This is a genomic window from Saccharomonospora cyanea NA-134, from assembly GCF_000244975.1.
Lineage (GTDB): Bacteria > Actinomycetota > Actinomycetes > Mycobacteriales > Pseudonocardiaceae > Saccharomonospora > Saccharomonospora cyanea.
In genome coordinates, this window is the sequence record NZ_CM001440.1 from 5,249,232 (window position 1) to 5,268,950 (window position 19,719).

At 69.3% G+C, this 19,719-nt stretch carries 20 protein-coding genes; 8 read left to right on the forward strand and 12 right to left on the reverse strand.

What is annotated here, in order from left to right; genetic code table 11:
* Positions 1 to 6 precede the first annotated feature (6 nt).
* The 3 genes from SACCYDRAFT_RS24565 to SACCYDRAFT_RS24575 all read left to right on the forward strand — a co-directional run bounded on the left by SACCYDRAFT_RS24565 (position 7) and on the right by SACCYDRAFT_RS24575 (position 2,951).
* Positions 7 to 525 carry a MarR family winged helix-turn-helix transcriptional regulator gene (locus SACCYDRAFT_RS24565; RefSeq protein WP_005460392.1) on the forward strand — a complete coding sequence of 173 codons (519 nt, stop codon included), beginning with the start codon at positions 7 to 9 and terminating at the stop codon, positions 523 to 525.
* Positions 522 to 2,174, forward strand: a complete 1,653-nt coding sequence (locus SACCYDRAFT_RS24570; protein ID WP_005460393.1) for an MDR family MFS transporter — start codon at positions 522 to 524, stop codon at positions 2,172 to 2,174. The genes SACCYDRAFT_RS24565 and SACCYDRAFT_RS24570 overlap by 4 nt, the downstream gene beginning before the upstream one ends.
* 105 nt (positions 2,175 to 2,279) lie before the next feature.
* Complete coding sequence (locus tag SACCYDRAFT_RS24575) at positions 2,280 to 2,951, forward strand: DedA family protein (protein WP_198284965.1); 672 nt, start codon at positions 2,280 to 2,282, stop codon at positions 2,949 to 2,951.
* Between the two features lie 18 nt (positions 2,952 to 2,969).
* Here SACCYDRAFT_RS24575 and SACCYDRAFT_RS24580 read toward each other — a convergent pair whose 3' ends face one another.
* Together SACCYDRAFT_RS24580 and SACCYDRAFT_RS24585 are read right to left on the reverse strand one after the other, a co-directional pair.
* Entirely contained in the window at positions 2,970 to 3,605 is a 636-nt protein-coding gene (locus SACCYDRAFT_RS24580) for a nucleoside/nucleotide kinase family protein (RefSeq protein ID WP_005460400.1), read from the reverse strand.
* The gene (locus SACCYDRAFT_RS24585) at positions 3,602 to 4,477 is read right to left on the reverse strand and encodes a PfkB family carbohydrate kinase (RefSeq protein ID WP_005460402.1); all 876 of its coding nucleotides are present in this window, start codon (positions 4,475 to 4,477) and stop codon (positions 3,602 to 3,604) included. The genes SACCYDRAFT_RS24580 and SACCYDRAFT_RS24585 overlap by 4 nt, the downstream gene beginning before the upstream one ends.
* Before the next feature lie 117 nt (positions 4,478 to 4,594).
* On the opposite strand from SACCYDRAFT_RS24585, the gene SACCYDRAFT_RS24590 reads away from it, so the two are divergent.
* Positions 4,595 to 5,617 (forward strand): LacI family DNA-binding transcriptional regulator, encoded by a 1,023-nt coding sequence (locus SACCYDRAFT_RS24590; RefSeq protein WP_005460404.1) that lies wholly within the window; start codon positions 4,595 to 4,597, stop codon positions 5,615 to 5,617.
* Between the two features lie 31 nt (positions 5,618 to 5,648).
* On the opposite strand, the gene SACCYDRAFT_RS24595 is transcribed toward SACCYDRAFT_RS24590, so the two are convergent.
* Positions 5,649 to 6,827, reverse strand: coding sequence for a DUF418 domain-containing protein (locus tag SACCYDRAFT_RS24595; RefSeq protein ID WP_005460406.1), 1,179 nt, complete (start codon positions 6,825 to 6,827; stop codon positions 5,649 to 5,651).
* A 70-nt stretch (positions 6,828 to 6,897) separates the two neighbouring features.
* Between SACCYDRAFT_RS24595 and SACCYDRAFT_RS24600 the strand changes: the two genes are divergently transcribed.
* Positions 6,898 to 7,626 carry a TetR/AcrR family transcriptional regulator gene (locus tag SACCYDRAFT_RS24600; protein ID WP_005460408.1) on the forward strand — a complete coding sequence of 243 codons (729 nt, stop codon included), beginning with the start codon at positions 6,898 to 6,900 and terminating at the stop codon, positions 7,624 to 7,626.
* 138 nt (positions 7,627 to 7,764) lie between these two features.
* Here the strand turns inward: SACCYDRAFT_RS24600 and SACCYDRAFT_RS24605 are convergent, their stop codons facing one another.
* The 5 genes from SACCYDRAFT_RS24605 to SACCYDRAFT_RS24625 form a co-directional block, all read right to left on the reverse strand.
* Positions 7,765 to 8,175, reverse strand: coding sequence for a hypothetical protein (locus SACCYDRAFT_RS24605; protein WP_005460410.1), 411 nt, complete (start codon positions 8,173 to 8,175; stop codon positions 7,765 to 7,767).
* Positions 8,176 to 8,327: 152 nt separating this feature from the next.
* On the reverse strand, positions 8,328 to 9,023 hold the full coding sequence (locus SACCYDRAFT_RS24610; RefSeq protein WP_043536895.1) for a TrmH family RNA methyltransferase: 696 nt from the start codon (positions 9,021 to 9,023) through the stop codon (positions 8,328 to 8,330).
* The gene (locus SACCYDRAFT_RS24615; protein WP_005460413.1) at positions 9,020 to 9,409 is read right to left on the reverse strand and encodes a DUF2784 domain-containing protein; all 390 of its coding nucleotides are present in this window, start codon (positions 9,407 to 9,409) and stop codon (positions 9,020 to 9,022) included. Before SACCYDRAFT_RS24615 ends, SACCYDRAFT_RS24610 begins: the two co-directional genes overlap by 4 nt.
* Before the next feature lie 99 nt (positions 9,410 to 9,508).
* Positions 9,509 to 10,096, reverse strand: coding sequence for an orotate phosphoribosyltransferase (gene pyrE / locus SACCYDRAFT_RS24620; protein WP_005460415.1), 588 nt, complete (start codon positions 10,094 to 10,096; stop codon positions 9,509 to 9,511).
* A 55-nt stretch (positions 10,097 to 10,151) separates the two neighbouring features.
* Complete coding sequence (locus tag SACCYDRAFT_RS24625; RefSeq protein ID WP_005460416.1) at positions 10,152 to 10,919, reverse strand: SDR family NAD(P)-dependent oxidoreductase; 768 nt, start codon at positions 10,917 to 10,919, stop codon at positions 10,152 to 10,154.
* A 99-nt stretch (positions 10,920 to 11,018) separates the two neighbouring features.
* Between SACCYDRAFT_RS24625 and SACCYDRAFT_RS24630 the strand changes: the two genes are divergently transcribed.
* Positions 11,019 to 11,432, forward strand: coding sequence for a hypothetical protein (locus SACCYDRAFT_RS24630; protein ID WP_005460418.1), 414 nt, complete (start codon positions 11,019 to 11,021; stop codon positions 11,430 to 11,432).
* A 53-nt stretch (positions 11,433 to 11,485) separates the two neighbouring features.
* On the opposite strand, the gene SACCYDRAFT_RS24635 is transcribed toward SACCYDRAFT_RS24630, so the two are convergent.
* Together SACCYDRAFT_RS24635 and clpB are read right to left on the reverse strand one after the other, a co-directional pair.
* Positions 11,486 to 12,205, reverse strand: a complete 720-nt coding sequence (locus SACCYDRAFT_RS24635; RefSeq protein WP_005460419.1) for a type III secretion system chaperone family protein — start codon at positions 12,203 to 12,205, stop codon at positions 11,486 to 11,488.
* 80 nt (positions 12,206 to 12,285) lie between these two features.
* On the reverse strand, positions 12,286 to 14,892 hold the full coding sequence (gene clpB, locus SACCYDRAFT_RS24640; RefSeq protein WP_005460421.1) for an ATP-dependent chaperone ClpB: 2,607 nt from the start codon (positions 14,890 to 14,892) through the stop codon (positions 12,286 to 12,288).
* A gap of 167 nt (positions 14,893 to 15,059) precedes the next feature.
* Between clpB and SACCYDRAFT_RS24645 the strand changes: the two genes are divergently transcribed.
* A complete protein-coding gene (locus SACCYDRAFT_RS24645; protein ID WP_005460423.1) occupies positions 15,060 to 16,661 on the forward strand; it encodes an alanine/glycine:cation symporter family protein in 1,602 nt (533 codons plus the stop codon).
* A 240-nt stretch (positions 16,662 to 16,901) separates the two neighbouring features.
* Entirely contained in the window at positions 16,902 to 18,089 is a 1,188-nt protein-coding gene (locus tag SACCYDRAFT_RS24650; protein WP_005460425.1) for an FAD-binding oxidoreductase, read from the forward strand.
* A gap of 9 nt (positions 18,090 to 18,098) precedes the next feature.
* Here SACCYDRAFT_RS24650 and SACCYDRAFT_RS24655 read toward each other — a convergent pair whose 3' ends face one another.
* Together SACCYDRAFT_RS24655 and dnaJ are read right to left on the reverse strand one after the other, a co-directional pair.
* The gene (locus SACCYDRAFT_RS24655) at positions 18,099 to 18,539 is read right to left on the reverse strand and encodes a heat shock protein transcriptional repressor HspR (protein WP_005460427.1); all 441 of its coding nucleotides are present in this window, start codon (positions 18,537 to 18,539) and stop codon (positions 18,099 to 18,101) included.
* A gap of 7 nt (positions 18,540 to 18,546) precedes the next feature.
* Positions 18,547 to 19,713: a molecular chaperone DnaJ gene (dnaJ, locus tag SACCYDRAFT_RS24660; protein WP_005460429.1), complete on the reverse strand. Its 1,167-nt coding sequence runs from the start codon at positions 19,711 to 19,713 to the stop codon at positions 18,547 to 18,549.
* Between the last annotated feature and the right edge of the window lie 6 nt (positions 19,714 to 19,719).

Genomic DNA, 19,719 nt, shown 5'->3' on the forward strand with positions numbered 1-19,719 from the left:
ACTCCCATGGTCACCCAACCACGACACCCCCAGCCCCACCACGCCGACGGCAGCACCGACCAACTGGCGACGCAGCTGATCCGGCTCGTGAGGCTGGGCGCCCGCGTCAAGACCCGGATCACGAAGGCGGGGCCGGAGGGATTGGAGAGCGCGGCCTACGCGATCCTGTTCCACCTCGTCGACAAGGGCCCGCAGCGGGCGAGTCGCCTCGCCGACCTCCTGCACTCGGACATCTCCACCATCAGCAGGCAGAGCAGCGCGCTCGTCGACCACGGCCTCGTCGAGCGCCTGGCCGACCCCGCCGACGGACGAGCCTCACTGCTGGCGGCCACCCCGGAGGGCCTGCGCGTCTTCGAGACCAACCGTAGGAAGCGCAACGAGTGGCTGGAACGAGTTCTCGAGGAGTGGACCGACTCCGACCGCCGCACCCTCAACGCCCTGCTGCTCCGACTCAACGACCGCATCGAGACGTGTGATCCGCTGGCGGACCCGGCGCGACGCACCGACAAGGGGGAATGCACATGACCGCAACGGAACGTGACTTACCGGCCAGACCCGGGAGTCACCCGCACGAGGACGAGACACCCGCGCTCAGCCACCGCCAGATCGTCGTCATCCTGATCGGGCTGATGACCGGCATGTTCCTCGCGGCGCTGGACCAGACGATCGTGGGCACGGCCATCCGCACGATCGCCGACGACCTGCACGGGCTGAGCATGCAGGCGTGGATCACGACGGCCTACCTGATCACGGCCACCATCGCCACGCCCATCTACGGCAAGCTTTCCGACATCTACGGGCGCAAGCCGTTCTACCTCGCGGCGATCACGATCTTCGTCGCCGGCTCGCTGGCGGCGGCCTTCGCGCAGGACATGTACACACTCGCCGCGTTCCGCGCCGTCCAGGGACTGGGCGCGGGCGGGCTCATGTCACTGGCGCTGACCATCCTCGGTGATCTCGTCCCACCGCGAGAACGCGCCCGCTACCAGGGGTTCTTCCTCGCCGTGTTCGGCACGTCGACGGTCCTCGGGCCGGTGCTGGGCGGTTTCTTCGCCGGGCTCGACCCGGTTTTCGGTTTCGAGGGCTGGCGCTGGGTGTTCCTCGTGAACGTCCCGCTGGGCGCGTTGGCGCTCTTCGTGGTGGCCAAGGTGCTGAACGTCCCGCACACACGCCACGACCACCGCATCGACTGGTGGGGCGGGCTCGCTCTCGTGGTGTGCCTGGTGCCGCTGCTGCTGGTGGCCGAGCAGGGCCGTGAGTGGGGCTGGGGCTCCCAGGCCGCGCTCGCCTGCTACGTCGTCGGCGCGGTGGGGCTCGTGCTGTTCCTCGCCGTCGAACGGCGGATGGGCGACGAGGCCCTGATCCCGCTGCGGCTGTTCCGCAACCGGACGTTCAGCGTCGCGATCGCGGGTGGCGTCATCGTGGGCATCGCCATGTTCGGCTCCATCACGCTGATCCCGCAGTACCTGCAGATCGTTCAGGGCTACTCGCCCACCGCGTCGGGCATGCTGATGCTGCCGTTGATGGTGGGCACCATGTCGGCGTCGGTGCTGTCCGGTCAGCTGACCTCCCGCACCGGCCGCTACAAGATCTTCCCGCTGGTCGGGACCGCGCTCATGACCATCGGAATGGTGCTGTTCGCGCAGATCGAGTGGGACACGCCGGTGTGGAAGGCGATGGTGGTCATGGCCATCATCGGGTTCGGTCTGGGCAACTGCATGCAAACGCTCATCATCGCCGTGCAGAACGCGGGACCGCGTCGTGACATGGGCGTCTCCACCGCGTCGGCGACGTTCTTCCGCCAGATCGGCGGCACACTCGGGGTCGCGGTCTTCCTCTCCATCGTGTTCAGCACGCTGACGGACAACATCGCCCGCGCGTTCGCCGACTCGGGCCTGCCCGCCGGTGCCATGAATTCGGTGGGCGGGAACGTCATGGAGGACTCGTCGTTCCTGCAACGGCTCCCGGTCGAGCAGGCCGAGCCGTTCTTCGTCGGGTTCACCGAGTCGATCAGCTCGGTGTTCTACCTCGGTGCCGGAGTGGCGGCGCTGGCCTTCGTCGTGCTGCTGTTCCTCAAGGAGATCCCTCTCGCCGGAGGTGGTCCCACCAAGAGCGGGAGCGACAGGACCGACAGGACCCCGGAGGCGGACAGCGCCACGGCCGCGATGGGCTGAACCACGTGCCGCGTCGGTACACCGCAGCGTAACGACGCGGCACGTCCATCGTGTCGATCTCGCTGCACTTCACCACCGCGTTCGTCCGGCACGTACGCTGCCGACGTGGATGCAGTGAACGCCGAAGCCACGGCGGTCGGACTCGACTGGTTGACGACAGCAGGCCCGCTCCTGGTGTGGGTCATCGTCCTCAGCTTCGTGTTCATCGAGTGTGCGCTGATCGTCGGGCTTTTCCTACCGGGTGACTCCCTGCTGTTCGCGGCGGGCGTGGTACTCGCCCAGCACGAGGCCGAGGTCCAGGCATGGGCGCTCTCGGGCGTCGCCCTCGTCACCGCCGTCGTCGGCAACCAGGTCGGCTACTACGTCGGCAAGCAGACCGGCACCCGGTTCATCGCCCGCCGCGGCGGCAGGGTGCTCAACCAGGAGAACCTCGACCGCGCCAAGGCATTCCTCGATCGCAGGGGATTCCTGGCCATCGTGGCGGCACGGTGGATCCCCTGGGTCCGCACCCTGGCGCCGCTCATCGCCGGGGCGGCGGGCATGAACTCCCGCCGGTTCATGCTCGCCACCACCGCGGGCGCGATCCTGTGGGTGCCCACGCTCGTGCTCGTCGGTTTCTACGCCGCGGGTCTGTTGACGTCGATCCCGTGGCTCAACACGGTGCTGGTGTGGGGCAGCGTGGCGTTCTTCGTGTTCGGCACCGCCTACGGCGCGTGGCGCTACCGCCAGGAGATGCGCAAGCCGGTGGAGGACCGGACGGAGACGGCCAGCGCCTGACCCGCCCGGCACCGGCCTTCACACGGCGAAGTACGGCAGCTCCATGTCCTTGATCACGAGGTCGGCCCGCCGCGCCGTCGGCGCGATGAGGTCGGCGTTGCGCTGGTCGGAACCACGGGCACGCTGCTGGGCCTCCACGAGGGACCGGCCGAACTTGCGGTGCCGCGTCACGAGCCTCGCGATCCGGTCGTCCTCGTCCGGTTCGAGGAACCACACCTCGTCGAGCAGCGAGCGCAACTCACTCCACGGCTCGGTGTCGAGCAGCAGGTAGTTCCCCTCGGTGATCACGAGACGGACGTTCGTCGACACCGGCACGGCACCGGCGATGGGCTCCTCGATCTCCCTGCGGAACTCCGGCGCGTACACCTGCTCCTCGCCGACCGCGAGACGCCGGACGAGGTGCACGTAGCCGTGTGCGTCGAACGTGTCGGGTGCCCCCTTGCGGTCGGCCCGGCCGAGCCGGTTCAGCTCCACCTGGGCGAGGTGGAACCCGTCCATGCCCACGACGGCGGCCTGCGCGCCCAGCGCGTCGGCCAGTCGCCACGCCAGCGTGGTCTTGCCCGAGGCCGGAGCGCCCGCGATGCCCAGCAGCGTGCGCTCACCCCGTTCCACGAGCGCGTGGGCGCGGTCCAGTAGTTCGTCGAACGACGTCATCTCTCTCCCATCATCGCCCTGACCGGGCCGATCCAGCTTCGGGGTCCAACGTGCCGGACCCGTTCCGAGGCCACGGCATTGGCGAACTCGATCGCCTCTTCGATGTCGAAAAGCCCGACGCGGGAGGTGAACGCACCGTGCCACACGTCGCCCGCCCCCAGGGTGTCCCGTGCGTCCACGGTCGGCACGGCGACCTCGCCGGAGCGTTCCCGGTCGCGCCAGCGGACAGGGTCCGGGCCCGCCGTGGTGACCACGGCTCCGACCCGGTCGAGCGCGCCTTCGGGAGCCGTGAACCGGGCCGAACAGGCCACCACGTCGGCGAGGCCGAACACCTCGGCGAACACGGGTTTCCAGCTGCCCGCGTCCACCACGACGGGACGGTCGTGAGCCTTCGCCCACGAGACGGCGGCGAGGGCGAGCCTCGCGTAGTGGCCGTCCACCAGCACGGCCTCAGGACGGCTTCCCCCCAGCAGGGCAGCGCACGCGTCGGCGTCGAAGGCGGCGAGCGCCTCCGGGTTCGCGGCGTCCACCGCGGCGGCGTTGTGGGAGACGACGGTGCGCTCGCCGTCGTGCTCGCGTACGGCCACCGCGCTGAGTGGAGGCGGTTCGCCCCACTCGGGCAGCGCGTCGAGCACGGTGACCCCGCACTCGGCGAGATCGGCGCGCGCGAGTTCGGCGAGGGGATGACGGCCGAGCACCGTGAGCAGCAACGCCTCGCCGCCGAGCGCGGCGACGGCGACCGCGGCGCCTGCGGCGGGGCCGCCCGCGGCGACCGCGACCCCACCGGACTGCACCTTCTGCCCGGGTACGGGCAACCGCTCCACGCGCTGCACGAGATCGACGGTGCACAGACCCGCCAGCAGCACGCTCACCGTCGAATGACCTCCTGCCTCAATTCCTGCAACGCACGGTAAGCAAGGGTTATGCTCCCCTGCAAGCGTTTGCGCAAACGCTTGGCGGCGCGATCCGACACCCGGGAGGAGCGAACCATGCCGCCGTCCCGAAGGCCCACCCAACGTGACATCGCCGAGCTTGCCGGTGTGTCCATCACCACTGTCTCGCACGTCGTCAACGGCACCCGCCCCGTGGCCCCGGACACCCGCGAGGCCGTGCTGGAGGCCATCGCCCGCACCGGATACACCGGCGACGTCATCGCCCGCTCCCTCGTCACAGGCGGCACCCGCTCGATCGGGGTGGCGATCTCGCTGCTGGCCAACCCGTACTTCGCCACCCTCATCCAGGCCATCGAACGGGAGGCCGCGGCCGCCGGGTACACCGTGTTGCTGTCCGACACCCACGACACCGTGGCCACGGAACAGGACATCGTGCGGGCCCTGCGGGCCCGCCGGGTCGAGGGGCTGCTGCTGACTCCGGTGCCGGGCGACGGCGGAGTGCTGTCCGAGTTGAGGTCGGTGGGCACGCCCACCGTGCTGGTCGACCGGCTCAGTCCCAGAAGCGACCTCGACCAGGTCGGCGCGGAGAACATCCAGGCCACCTCGGCGCTCACCGAGCACCTCGCCGCGCACGGCCACCGGCGCATCGGACTCGTCAGCGGTGCCGAGGGGCTCGCGACCAGTGACGAACGAACCCTCGGCTACCGGCTCGGCCTCGGCAGAGCCGGGTTGCCGTGGAACGCCGGGCTCGTGGCCTGCGGGCACTCCGAACGACGCCGAGGCGCCGACGCACTCGCCCGGCTGCTGGACCTGCCCGAACCCGTCACGGCCGTCGTCGTGGCCAACGACGCCATGATGGTCGGCGTGCTCCACGAGGCCAGGCGGCGGCGCCTGCGCATCGGCACCGACCTCGCCGTCGTCGGCTACGACGATCCCGAGTGGGCGGACCTCGTCGAGCCGCCGCTGACGACCATGGCGCAACCCGTGGCCGAGATCGGCAGGTCGGCGGTCCGACTGCTACTGAACCGCCTGCGCGACCCCGACCGGCCACCGGAGACCGTGCGGCTGCCCCCGACGCTGTGTCACCGCCAGTCGTGCGGCTGTCCGCCGAGGGGGTAGCGCGTGTTCCAGGGCCGGGAACCGCGGGTGCTCAGCTGGTCGAGCGCCACGCCGGGCGCTGGAGGGTGGTGATCCAGCGGAGAACCCATTCGGCAGGGCCGTACTGGTGCCGCCGTAGCCACCACGCGCTGACCGTCAGCTCGACCACGAAGACGAGTACCGCCAGACCGGCTGTGGCCAGTGGTGAGAAGGAACCCGCGGCGCCGAGGCCGACGCCCGTGAAGACCAGCAGACCGACGAGTGACTGGCCGAGGTAGTTGGTGAGCGCGATGCGCCCGGCCGGCGCGAGCGCGGCGCGGAGGTACGCGGTGCGCGGGTTGTGCATCATGCGGAGCAGGGTCGCCACGTATGCCGCGGTCAGCAGGGGCGCGGTTGCGACACTCGCGGTGACGGCCAGGGTGTCACCGTTGCCGCCGCCGATCGTGTAGAGCACTCCGCCGGCGATTCCGACCGGGAAACCGATCCACTGGATCCGGCGAAGTACCGGCTCGTCGCCGCGCACTCGGGCGAGCAGTCGCCTGCGGCCCGCGACCATGCCGAGCAGGAACATGGCGAGCGCGGTCGGTCCCTGCAGCGAGACGGCCTGGACCGCCATGAGGGTGAGCCCGCCGACGTGTTCACCGATGACGTCACCCCAGTCGCCACGTAGCGCCTGGGTCGACTGTTCGGCGGCGGTCAGCGCCTCGGCGCCGGAGGGCAGGAACGCCGAGCTGTCCAGGAAGAGCCCGCTGACCAGTGTGCTGAGCAGCACCACGCCGTACACCGCGGCCGCGACGCGGATCGCGGTCCGGTCGCTGACGGCACGCATCCAGAAGAGGATCAGGCAGACCACCGCATAGGTGGTGAGGATGTCGCCGCCGTACAGGAGCACGATGTGCAGTGCGCCCAGCGCGAACAGGCCGGCGGTCCGGCGCAGCATGCGTGGCGCGAAGTCCGCGCCCGCGCGGGCCGCGGCCTCCATCTGCAGGGTGAAGCTGTAGCCGAACAGGAACGAGAACAGGAGGTAGAACTTCATGTCCACGAACACCGACGACAGTCCGCGGACGACATCGTCGAGAGTCGAGGAGTACGCCGGGTCGGTCACGAGGTTTCCGGGATAGCCCGACGCCATGAAGGTGATGTTGACAAGGAAGATGCCGAGCAGCGCGAAGCCCCTCAGGGCGTCGACATCATGCACCCGCGCTCTTGCCACGGTGGGTTGTACGACCATGTGGTTCCCCTACTCTCATGAATAATATCCTAAGGATACTATCCATTGGAAACTAAATGGACGGTGGTCCATGACTGACGCGGACGTGCCCGCTGACCTGCGTCGACTTTGGCGGCTCCCGGCCTCGTCACGGCTGGGGCGACCGGCTGAGCTGGACGTCGACCGCGTGGTGGGCGCCGCGGTCGACCTGGCCGATCAGGACGGGTTGGACGGCGTGACGCTGCAGAAGGTCGCGCAGACCCTTGGCGTCACCAAGATGTCCCTGTACCGGTACGTCGGCTCGAAGGGTGAGCTGGCCGAGCTGATGTTCGACCATGCCATCGGTCCTGCCCCGCAACCGGGTGCGGACGTGGGGTGGCGCGACGGCGTCCGGCAGTGGGCGGCCGCAGTCCGGACGCGGTACGCCGAACACCCGTGGCTGGCCGACATGCCCATCACCGGTCCTCCGCGCGGGCCGAACGGGATCAGCTGGACGGACGCCATGCTGCGGGTCCTTCGCGACACCGGACTGGACCTGGGCACGCAGCTGGGTGTGCTGAACGTGGTCAGCGGTCATCTGCGGAACGCGATCGTGCTCACCCGGCAGTTCGAGGGAAGCACCGGTGTCAGTCAGAGCCAGGCGGAGCGGGACTACGGCAGGGCGCTGGCAGCACTGGTCGACGCCGAACGCTTCCCGGACGCGGCGAGGTTGTTCGCGAGCAACGTCTTCGAACCAGCCGGTGAGCCGCCGGACGACATCGACTTCGGCCTGGAACTGATCCTCGACGGTGTCGCCGCGGCGATCGACGCGACTCGGTGAGCGCGGCGCGGTGCCGGCGATCGGGCCGGGCGAGGTCTCCCGGTGGTGCGGGCTTTCTCGGTCGTCACCCATCCACCGGAGGCCTCGCCGCATCCGGGCCAACGGCACACCAGCGCCCGACCACCAACACGGGTCGGCTCACGACGTCCGGCGCAGGGCGACACCGACCAGGTGGACGTAGCGGTTGGCGCGAGGCCGATACATCAGCCATACCGAGCCTCCTGCCAGCAGGATCGCGGCCAGGGCGAGCAACGCGTACCCGACGCTGTAGCCGTCCCCGCCGTGGGTCAGCACGGTCCAGCAGAACGGCAGGAAGAGCACGCTCAGCAACACGGCGGCCACCGTCGCCATGACCCGTCCGGCCTCACGACCTTTGACCACCCCGAACGCGCCGAACACGAACAGGAACATCAGACAGACCGCCAGCGTGGGAGCCGCGAAGATGTTCCCACTCACGGGAACCCACAGCACGACGGCGACGACCGCCGTCCATCGGGCGGCGACGACCTCGGTGGGCCGGTTGCTCCTGAGCTCCTCGACGGTTTCCACAGGCCCCTCCTCACTCACGGCAGAGCGAGTATGGAGCGGCGAGCCACACCGCTCCGAGGTCTCGGCGTGGAATGACCGGTTCCTGCCGGACCCATCGGCGGGAACCTCGGAGCCCCCCCCCGGCGGCGGGGAAGCCTCCTCCGTGGAAGGTGTCACCACGCCGTCGAGAGATCGGCGTGCTGGCGCACCCACGAATGCATGACGATGCCCGCTGCCACTCCCGCGTTGATCGAGCGCGTGGTTCCGAACTGTGCGATCGACACCACCAGCGACGCCGCGTGCTGCGCGTCCTCGGACAGTCCCGGCCCCTCCTGACCGAACAGCAGCACGCAGTCCCTCGGCAACCGCACCGTCTCGATCGGCTCCGCCCCCGGAGTGTTGTCCACGGCCACGACCGTCAGCCCGTGTTCGGCCGCGAACCGCACGAGTCCGGACACGTCCGCGTGGTGGTGCAGGTGCTGGTACCGGTCGGTGACCATCGCGCCCCGCCGGTTCCACCGGCGCTTGCCCACGATGTGCACCGCCTTCGCGGCGAACGCGTTGGCCGTGCGGACCACCGTGCCGATGTTGTGGTCGTGCTGGAAGTTCTCGATCGCGACGTGGAACGGATGCCTGCGCGCGTCCATGTCCGCCACGATCGCCTCGCGCCGCCAGTAGCGGTAGAAGTCGACGACGTTTCGGCGGTCACCGTGTTCCAGCAGTTCGGGGTCGTAACGGTCGTCCGTGGGCCACGGCCCCTCCCACGGGCCCACACCGACGTCGTCCCGGTGGGTCCACTCCGTTGGCCCCACCGCCTCCACGGGTTGCTCTCGCGAGCCTGCCGAATCCTGGATCGCCCGACCGTTCACCCCGCCATTGTGCTCGCGTCCGACGACCGCGAGACGCTACGGGCCCGCCAGCGCACGTAGGCACCCACGTAGGAGAACACCACGAGCACCAGCGCTCCCACACCCACCACGGGCAGTACGTCGCGGGGGAACAACGTGTCGTAGATGTAGTACTCGTTGAACCCGCCCGGCAGCGGCTCCAGGCCACGCAGTTCCCGCAGATAGTCCTCCAACTCCGTCAGCGGGCACGACAGCGGCAGCACGTTCACCGCGACACCCCACAGGGCGAAGAAGATGTGAACGAAGATCGATTTCGGCCAGCGCCACGCGAGGAATCCGCCGAGACCGATGTAGAGCAGAGCCAGGAAGTGGACCCCCGTCGTCAGCGTCGTCAGAAACCCCAGCATCGGCCACCTGTCCGTGTCGAATCCCCCTGATCAGGGGCAACGGTACTCCGAAACGGACAGGTGGATCACACGACAAGGTCGAAAAACGACGGCCTTTTCTCAGCTGAGACCGAGATCGTCGAGGTCGAGCAGATACCGGTAGGGCAGTCCGCGGGCCTCGATCGCCTCCTTGGCCCCCGTCGCCCGGTCCACCACGGTGGCCACGCCGACGACCGTGGCCCCCGCCTCGCGCAACGCGTCGACGGCCGTGAGCACGCTGCCACCGGTGGTCGAGGTGTCCTCCACCGCGAGGACCCGCTGACCCGCCACCTCCATGCCCTCTATGCGGCGCTGCATCCCGTGTTCCTTGAGCGACTTGCGCACCACGAACGCGTCGAGGACCACACCGTCGGAAGCAGCCGAGTGCAGCATGGCGGTGGCCACGGGGTCGGCCCCCAGGGTGAGTCCGCCCACGGCCACGAAGTCCCAGTCGGCCGTCAGCTGACGCAACAACCTGCCGATCAGCGGAGCCGCCCTGTGGTGCAGCGTGGCCCGACGCAGATCGACGTAGTAGTCGGCCTCCACCCCGGACGCCAGGGTGACCTTGCCGTGCACCACACAGAGCTCGTTGACCAGCCGAGCCAGTTCGATCTTCGCCTCTTGGTCGAGTGAAGGGGAAGGGTTCGCCACGGACACCAAGTCTGACACGACCGGTTTCCGTGCGGGGGTCCGCCTCAGCGGCGTGTTCGCGGAAACAGGCTCACTAGGTGCGGTCGCGTCCGCCGAAACGTCCGCCGAGCCTGCGCACCAGCTCCCTCGGCAGCAACCGGCCCACGGCCACCACGGCCTTGTAGCGCTTGCTCGGCACCGAGATCACGCGTCCGCGCCGCAGGTCGGCGAGAGCCTCGTCCACCACCCGCTCCGCCGACAGCCAGAACGCCTTCGGCCCGCTCTTCTCCAGCCCCGCCCGCTCGTGGAACTCCGTGTCGGTGAAGCCGGGGCAGACCGCGATCACGCGCACCCCGGAGCCGTGCAGTGCCGAGGCGAGACCGTCGGAGAACGACGTCACCCAGGCCTTGCTCGCCGTGTAGGTGGAACCCCGGCCGGAGAAGAACCCGGCCACGCTCGAGATGTTGACGATCGCTCCCGAACCACGCTCCCGCATCGCGGGCAGCGCCGCCCGCGTGAGCCGCAGAACGGCCGTCACGTTGACGTCGAGCTGGTGTTGCAGCTGCTCCATCGACGTGGTCCAGAGCTCGCCCGCGAGCCCGAGTCCGGCGTTGTTGACGAGCATGTGCACGCCTGGATCGGCCAGCCGCTGCTCCACCACGGCCATCCCGTCGCGCGTCGACAGGTCGGCGGGCAGGACCTCCACCCCGACGCCGTGGGTGTCGCGAAGGCGTTGCGCCTGCTCGGCCAGCCTGCGTTCGTCGCGTGCGACCAGCACGAGGTCGTGACCCCGCGCGGCGAGCCTGCTTGCGAACGCCGCCCCGATTCCGGCGGTCGCTCCTGTGATCAGTGCGACTGGCATGGTCTGAAAGTACCGCCCTGGAGATCACGCCGGGGACGGCAGGCAGTATCTTTCGACCGGAGTGACCGCGGGGCTGACCCGACAGAGGAATGAAGCCACATGGAGAACGGTGACATCGACTACCTGTCGTTCGTTCGCGGCTTCACAGCGGCCCTGGAAGCCCCGAACACCGCTGTCCCGCAGGAACCGCCGGTCCCGGGCCTCGACGCACACTCCTACGCCGAGGGATTCACCGCGGGCTCCCAGCCCGTGGAGCACACGCTGATCTACCGGGAACTGTCGATCCAGGACGGGGGCCGGTTCACCGGGACGCTCGACCTGTCCGGTCTCGACCTCGAACCCGCTCCCTCGGTACCCGACGGTTCGTGGCACGAGCCCGTCGACCAGTCCCGCACCGAGGAGGCACCCGCGGCGGCGGACCCGTTGCCGGTGCCGCAACCGCAGACCGCCGTCGGCGACGAACCACCGTTCGGCGACCGCGTGCAGCTTTCGGGAACGCTCGAACTCGGCTGAGGCCGCGCGAAAGCTCCCCGCGCGGCTGGCACGCGGGAAGCGTGGAACAAGCCCTAGTCCTTCGGGGCCTCCTCGGCGGTGGCGTCGGTCGTGGACGGACCGCCCACCCCGCTCGTCAGGCTCGGCCGCTCCACCTCGTCGTCGAACGGGTCGACGATGTCGGCGATCTCGCCGAGATCCCGCAGCAGGCGCTCCAGCCTCGACGGGCCCACGTTCGGTGCGACGCTGGCGAGCACCCACTCGCCCTCCAGCCACGCCACGCCGACGTCTCCGCCCAACGCGTCCGCGGAGTCCACGAGGTCCTGACTGATCATCGCGCGGGCCGCGGTGAGGTCGTCGGCGAACGCGTACCGCTGACCCACCGGACCCAGCAGCTCCGGCATCTCAGCCCGCTGGAACGGCACGCTCGCGAGCCAGAGCTCCAGCAGCACCGGGTGCACCCGGTTGCAGCGCACGGCCACGATGACCGCGGGAATGACGTTGTCGGCCTCGATGTCGAACACGAACACCGGGCGGCGACCGTCGGAGGTGAACGTGGAGCCCGCGACGACGTTCACGGCGCCCTGCGCGCCGAAGTAGCCGATCGCGCCGCCCGTCCACTGGCGAGGCAGCCGCTCGTCCTCCTCGACGTACTGCCAGCCCCGCAGCTCCGCCCAGCGTGCCCGCTCGCGGTTACGCGAACTCTCCCGCGCCCGGTCGGCGGTCAACAGGCCGAGCCCGGCGACCGCGGCGACGGCGGCGATGACGAACCAGATCCACGCTGGAATACCCACGGCGATACAGGGTAGCCGTCACGGCCCGCCGACCAAGATCAGCGGGCCGTGTCGGGCGTACCCGTTCGGACCATTTTCGATCATTCGACGCGGGAGACCTGCAACACGTCGTCGGCGGTGTCGAGCGTCGGCGTGTCGACCCGCACCGTGTCGCCGTCGCGGATCTCCCCGGCCAGCAGCTTCTTCGCCAGCCGGTCGCCGATGGCCGACTGCACGAGCCTGCGCAGCGGCCGGGCCCCGTAGATGGGGTCGTACCCGTTGATCGCCAACCACTCGCGCGCGGCGGGCGTGACGTCGAGCGTGAGCCTGCGCTGCGACAGCCGCCTGGCGAGCCGTCCCACCTGGATGTCCACGATCGCGGCGAGCTGTTCGGTGTCGAGCGCACCGAACACCACGATGTCGTCGAGCCGGTTGAGGAACTCCGGCTTGAAGTGCTGCTGCACCACGGCCATGACCGAGTCCTTGCGCTGCGCGTCCGACAGCGTCGGGTCGGCGATGGCCTGCGAACCGAGGTTCGATGTCAGCACCAGGATGGTGTTGCGGAAGTCGACCGTGCGGCCCTGACCGTCGGTGAGCCTGCCGTCGTCGAGCACCTGCAACAGCACGTCGAACACGTCCGGGTGAGCTTTTTCGACCTCGTCGAGCAGGACCACCGAGTACGGCCGCCTGCGCACCGACTCGGTGAGCTGGCCGCCCTGGTCGTAGCCCACGTAGCCGGGAGGTGCGCCCACGAGCCGGGCCACCGAGTGCTTCTCGCTGTACTCGCTCATGTCGATGCGCAGGATCGCCCGTTCGTCGTCGAACAGGAACTCCGCGAGCGCCTTCGCGAGTTCGGTCTTGCCCACACCCGTGGGCCCGAGGAACAAAAACGATCCCGTCGGCCGGTCCGGGTCGGCCACGCCGGCGCGGGCGCGGCGCACCGCGTCCGACACGACCTGCACGGCGTCGGGCTGGCCGACGACCCGCTTGGTGAGCTCGTCCTCCATGCGCAGCAGCTTGCCGGTCTCGCCCTCCAGCAGCCGCCCGGCGGGGATCCCGGTCCAGGCGCTCACCACGTCGGCGACGTCGTCCGCGCCGACCTCCTCCTTGAGCATCACGTCGGCGGCCTTCTCCTCGGTGGCGCGGGTGGCCTCCTCCAGCTCCTTCTCAAGCGCCGGAATGCGGCCGTACCGCAGCTCGGCCGCCCGGCCGAGGTCGGCGTCGCGCTCGGCGCGGTCGGCCTCTCCCCGGAGCTGCTCCAACTGCTCCTTCAGCTCGCGGACGCGCTCGATGGAGCCCTTCTCGTTCTGCCACCGCGCGGTCAGCGCGTTCAGCTCCTCCCGCCGCTCGGCCAGCTCGGCCCGCAGTGCCTCCAGACGCTCACGCGAGGCCGGGTCGTCCTCCTTGGACAGCGCCATCTCCTCGATCTCCATGCGCCGGACCGCGCGCTCCACCTCGTCGATCTCGACGGGGCGTGAGTCGATCTCCATGCGCAGGCGCGAAGCCGCCTCGTCGACGAGGTCGATGGCCTTGTCGGGCAGGAACCGGGCCGTGATGTAGCGGTCGGACAGCGTCGCCGCGGCCACCAGCGCGGCGTCGGTGATGCGCACACCGTGGTGGACCTCGTAGCGCTCCTTGAGACCGCGAAGGATGCCCACGGCGTCCTCGACCGACGGCTCGCCCACGAACACCTGCTGGAAACGCCGTTCCAGTGCGGCGTCCTTCTCGATGCGCTCGCGGTACTCGTCGAGCGTCGTGGCACCGACCATGCGCAGCTCACCACGCGCGAGCATCGGCTTGATCATGTTGCCCGCGTCGAGCGAGGAGTCACCGCCGCCCGCCGCGCCCGCGCCGACGATCGTGTGCAGCTCGTCGATGAAGGTGACGACCTGGCCGTCGGATTCCTTGATCTCCTTGAGGACGGCCTTCAGTCGCTCCTCGAACTCACCGCGGTACTTGGCGCCCGCCACCATCGAACCGAGGTCCAGGGCCACCACCCGCTTGCCGCGCAACGACTCGGGCACGTCGCCCGCGACGATGCGCTGGGCCAGCCCCTCCACGATCGCGGTCTTGCCGACGCCGGGCTCGCCGATGAGCACGGGGTTGTTCTTGGTCCGCCGCGACAGCACCTGCACGACCCGGCGGATCTCGGCGTCCCTGCCGATCACCGGGTCCAGCTCGCCTGCCCTGGCGCGCTCGGTGAGGTCGACGCCGTACTTCTCCAGCGCCTTGTACGTGCCCTCGGGCTCGGGCGTCGTCACCCGCGCCGAACCGCGGACCTTGGTGAACGCGTCCCGCAGCGCGTCGGGTGTGGCCCCGTGCCGCTTCAGCAGACTCGCCACCGGCCCGCCCTCGGCGGCCAGCCCGACGAGCACGTGTTCGGTGGAGACGTACTCGTCGCCCAACTCGGTGGCGAGCTTCTGGGCGTGGGTCAACGACTTCACGGCGTACGTGTCGAACTGCGGCGACGAGACGGTGGCCCCCGTGGCCGACGGCAGTGCCGACGTGATCGGTTCCAGCTCCTTGCGGACGAGGTCGACGTCGGCACCCACGGCCGAGAGCAGGGGGGAGGCCAGCCCGTCACTCTGGGACAGCAGCGCGCCCAGCAGGTGGGCGGGCGAGATCTCCGGGTTACCCGCCATGGTGGCGGCCTGCGCCGCCGACGAGATCGCCTGCTGCGTTTTCGTGGTCGGGTTGAAAGCGTCCATCCCTCACCTCTGGTGTGTGTGAAGACCCTCTTCGACATCATTAACGTCAGAAAAGTTGAGCCTGTTCCACTCAAGGGGCCACGATCGTGGAGTTTGGCGGTAACAATGGGTAACAGATGGCTTGTTACCCTTGTCACAGGCCACCCTTTGGGGTCAACTACCGGACCATGGCTGTTATCACCAGCGTTACCGCCTCGTCAGGTCCACCGGCCGACGCGGGAGACTCGACTACCCAGGTCCTCGCGGCCGAGGAGGGCTTCCTCGGTTCCGTCGAGGAGAACATCAACAGCGTCTTCCAACCCGTCACCGACGCCCTGTCCGGTTTCGTCTTCGGAGAGGTCACCATCGGGAGCATCTCGTTCCCGTGGATCGTGGCCTGGCTGGTCCTCGCCGCCACGGTGTTCTCCATCTACTTCGGCTTCGTCCAGTTCCGGAAGTTCAAACTCGCCGTCGACATCGTGCGCGGCAAGTACACCGACAAGGACGAGCCCGGCGAGATCAACCACTTCCAGGCACTGAGCTCGGCGGTGTCCGGCACCGTCGGTCTCGGCAACATCGCCGGTGTCGGTGTCGCGGTCACCATCGGTGGCGCGGGCGCGACCTTCTGGATGATCGTCGCGGGCCTGCTCGGCATGTGCACCAAGTTCGTGGAATGCACCCTGGGGGTGAAGTACCGCGAGGTGCACGCGGACGGCACCGTCTCCGGCGGCCCGATGCACTACCTGCGCAAAGGTCTCGCCGAACGGTTCAACAACGGCTTCGGTGCCGGACTCGGCAAGGTCCTCGCGGTCCTGGCGGCGATCATGCTGCTGTTCTTCGCGCTCGCGGGCGGCAACATGTTCCAGGCCAACCAGACCTTCGCCCAGCTCCGTGACGTCACGGGTGGCGAGGAGGGCTTCCTCGGCGGCGACGGCGCGGCGTTCGTCTTCGGCGTGATCCTGGCGATCCTCGTCGGCATGGTCATCATCGGCGGCATCAAGTCGGTCGGCGCGGTGACGAGCCGCCTCGTGCCCACCATGGCGATCATCTACATCGCCGCGTGTCTCATCGTCATCCTCGTCAACTTCACCTCGGTTCCCGCCGCCGTCGGTGAGATCATCTCCGGCGCGTTCAGCGCCGAAGGCGTCGTCGGTGGCGCGATCGGTGCCCTGATCGTCGGTTTCCAGCGTTCGGCGTTCTCCAACGAGGCCGGCCTGGGCTCCGCTCCCATCGCCCACTCCGCGGTGAAGACCAAGAACCCCATCACCGAGGGCTACGTCGCCCTGCTGGAGCCGTTCATCGACACCGTGGTCGTCTGCACCATGACGGCGCTGACGATCGTGATCGCCAAGACCCAGTTCTGGGAGGACGCCAAGCTCGCGTACGTACAGAACGGCGAGACCGCCGACGGTGTCACCGTGACGTCCGAGTCCTTCGCCACCGTGCTGCCCTGGTTCCCCTACATCCTCACGATCGCCGTGGCACTCTTCGCGATCTCCACGATGATCACCTGGGGCTACTACGGCCAGAAGGCGTGGGCGTTCCTCTTCGGCAAGTCCCGCGTCAGCGAGCGCGTGTACCAGGTGATCTTCTGCCTGTTCATCGTCGCGGGCTGCGTGCTCACGCTGGGCAGCGTGCTGTCCTTCGCCGACGCCGTGCTGTTCCTGCTGGCACTGTTCAACATCATCGGCCTGTACCTGCTCGTGCCGGTGGTGAAGAACGAGGTGAAGGACTTCGCCGCGAAGCTGCGTTCGGGTGAGGTGAAGAAGGTGGAGAAGGTGAAGAGCTGAGGTCTCCTCACCGCTCGGCACCCGACGGCGATCGACCCCCGAAGGCCGTCCTGCTCGGCCACACCGGTCGCTGACGACCTCGGGGGTCGACCCGTGTGTGGGTCCTCCTCCACCGGATGTCGCCGGTTCTCCGGCAGACTTACTGTTGTCGACGACTCGTCGGGTGTGACAGAAGGAGCCAGGGTGTTGCGTGGCAGTGCGTACTACTCGCGCTCGGCGCGGACGCTGTGAGGCGGGCTGATGACAGACAACCGGATCAGTCCCATTCCCGAACTGGCCCCACCTCGCGAAGCGCCGCCCGCCGTGACCAACCTCGTCGAGAACATCGAGCGGAGCTGGCAGCTCGCCCAGCCCTACCGCGAAGAGGTGGAACAGGAGTTCTACCGCCTCCTGTTCCACCTCTCGCCGTCCGCACGGGAGTTCTTTCCCGTGAGCATGCAGGCGGAGAACGGGCGCGCCGTGCGCGCCCTGCTCCGCGTGCTGCGGTCGGTGCACCGGCCCGACGACCTGGTGCCCGTGCTGCGCCAGCTCGGTAGGGACCACCGCAAGTTCGGGCTGGCTCCCGCGCACTACGAGGCCGCGGGTACCGCGTTGCTCGGCTCGCTGAAGCACTGCCTGGGTCCGGCCTGGACCCCCGAGGTCGAACGGGCCTGGGCGGAGGCCTACACGCTCGTGGCGAGGGCCATGCAGGAAGCGGCGGCCGACGCCGAGGCCGACGGTGTCGAGCCACCGTACTGGGTGGGCACCGTGGCCGAACACCACCGGCTCAGCTGGGATCTCGCGCTGGTGCGGGTCGAACTCGAGACGGCCATCCCCTACCGCGCGGGGCAGTACGTCAGCGTCGAGACCCCACAACGGCCCCGCCTGTGGCGATGCCTCTCGCCTGCGAACGCCCCCAGGGCGGACGGCTCGCTGGAGTTCCACGTGCGCGCGGTCGAGGGCGGCTGGGTGTCCCGCGCCGTCGTGGGGCACACCCAGCCCGGTGACGTGTGGAAGTTCGGCGCCCCGATGGGCTGCCTCAACGTCGACCGCGAGTCGGGCCGACCGGTTCTCATGGTCGCGGGCGGCACGGGCGTCGCACCGCTCCAGGCGATCATCGACGACCTGGGTCGCTGGGTCGACAACCCGGAGATCACCCTGCTCTACGGCGCGCGACACTGGGACGACCTCTACGCGCTCGACCAGCTCTACTCGTTCTCCACCAGCAATCCCTGGCTGACCGTGTGGCCCGTGGTGGAGGACGCCTCCACTGCTCCGGACGTCGAGCAGGGCACACTCGCCGAGGTCGTGAGTCGCTGGGGACCGTGGGAGGAACACGACATCCTGGTGTCCGGTCCGCCCGGCATGATCGAGGCCACCGTGACCGCGCTGCTGCGAACGGGCGTGCACCCGAGCCAGATCTCCTACGACCCGTTCCTCACCGCGTGACCGCGTGCCTCACGACCGCTGGGGACGCCACACCACCAGTGCGTTCTGCCTGCGGACGGGAACGATGTCCCTGCGGTAGGAGGCGTGCACGGCGGCGGCCGCCTGCTCCGCCGCCGCGTAGGCCGCGGCGAGTTCCTCGGTCAGCTCGGCGACACGCTGCCGCAACTCGCCGACCTCGTTCTCCAGTTCGATGATGCGCTTGATCCCGGCGAGATTGACGCCCTCCTCCTGCGAAAGGCGCTGCACCTCCCGCAGCTGGGCGATGTCACGCATGGAGTAGCGCCGTCCGCCTCCGGCCGCCCGTCCCGGGCTGACCAGGCCCAGCCTGTCGTACGACCGGAGCGTCTGGGCGTGCAGCCCTGACAACTGTGCCGCCACGGAGATGACGAAGACCGGGGTGTCCTCGTCAGCCCCGTGTGGCAACCCGATGGATGGACCGGAACCGAACATCGGAGCCTCACTCCCTGTCTCTCAACAGTGCGGTGATCTCCGGCCGCGGGTCGTGCTTCGCGACCGCCTCGGCGTAGTCTCGCAGAGCCTGTGCCGCCTGGTCATCCAGTTTGGCGGGCACCACCACCTGCAAGGTGACGAGAAGGTCCCCCTGCGTGCCGTCTCGCTTGGTGATGCCCTTGCCCCGCACCCGCAGCACCCGGCCGCTGCCGGTGCCCGCCGGGACCTTCACCGAGACCTTCGAGTCCAGCGTCGGCACCGTGACGGTCGCACCCAGTGCGAGCTCGGAGAACTCCACCGGCAACGTGATGGTCAGGTCGTTGCCGGAACGGCCGAACAGCGGGTGTGGGTTCACGTGCACGCGAACGTACAGATCACCCGCGGGCGCGCCGCCGCGCCCCGGCTCACCCTGCCCCGCCAGCCGGATGCGCTGGTTGTCGTCCACACCGGCGGGCACGCGCACCGTCAGTGTGCGGGTGCGGGTGCTGACACCCTCGCCCGCACACTCGGGGCACGGGTCGTCGATCACCGTGCCACGGCCACGGCACTCACGGCACGGCTCGGAGAACGCGAAGGCGCCCTGACTACGGTTCACCAGGCCGGCGCCGTTGCAGACCGAGCACGTCCTCGGCTGCGTACCCGGCCGTGCGCCGTTGCCGCCGCACGTACCGCACGTGGCGGGACTGGACAACCGCAACGGCAGCGTGGCGCCCCGCACCGCCTCGGTGAAGTCGATGCGGACGTCGGTCTCGACATCGGCCCCACGCTGTCCCCTGGTCGACGTCGCGGCACCGCCCCGACGGCCGAACAGGTTGCCGAGCATGTCACCGAGCCCGCCGAAACCTCCGCCTGCGGCCGAACCGAAGATGTCACCGATGTTGACCCCTCCGGTGCCGCCACCCGGTGGCGGGAACCCGAAGCCGCCGGGAGTGCCGGAGCCGAACAACCTGCGCGCCTCGTCGTACTCCTTGCGCTTCTCCGGATCCGACAGCACACCGTAGGCCTCGGAGACGGCCTTGAACTTCTTCTCGGCCTCGGCGTTGCCGGGGTTGGCGTCCGGGTGGTTCTCCCTGGCGAGCTTGCGGTACGCCCTCTTGATCTCGTCGGCCTGGGCGTCGGAGGAGACGCCCAACTCGCGGTAGAAGTCCTTACCGAGCCATTCCCTCGCGCTCATCAGGCG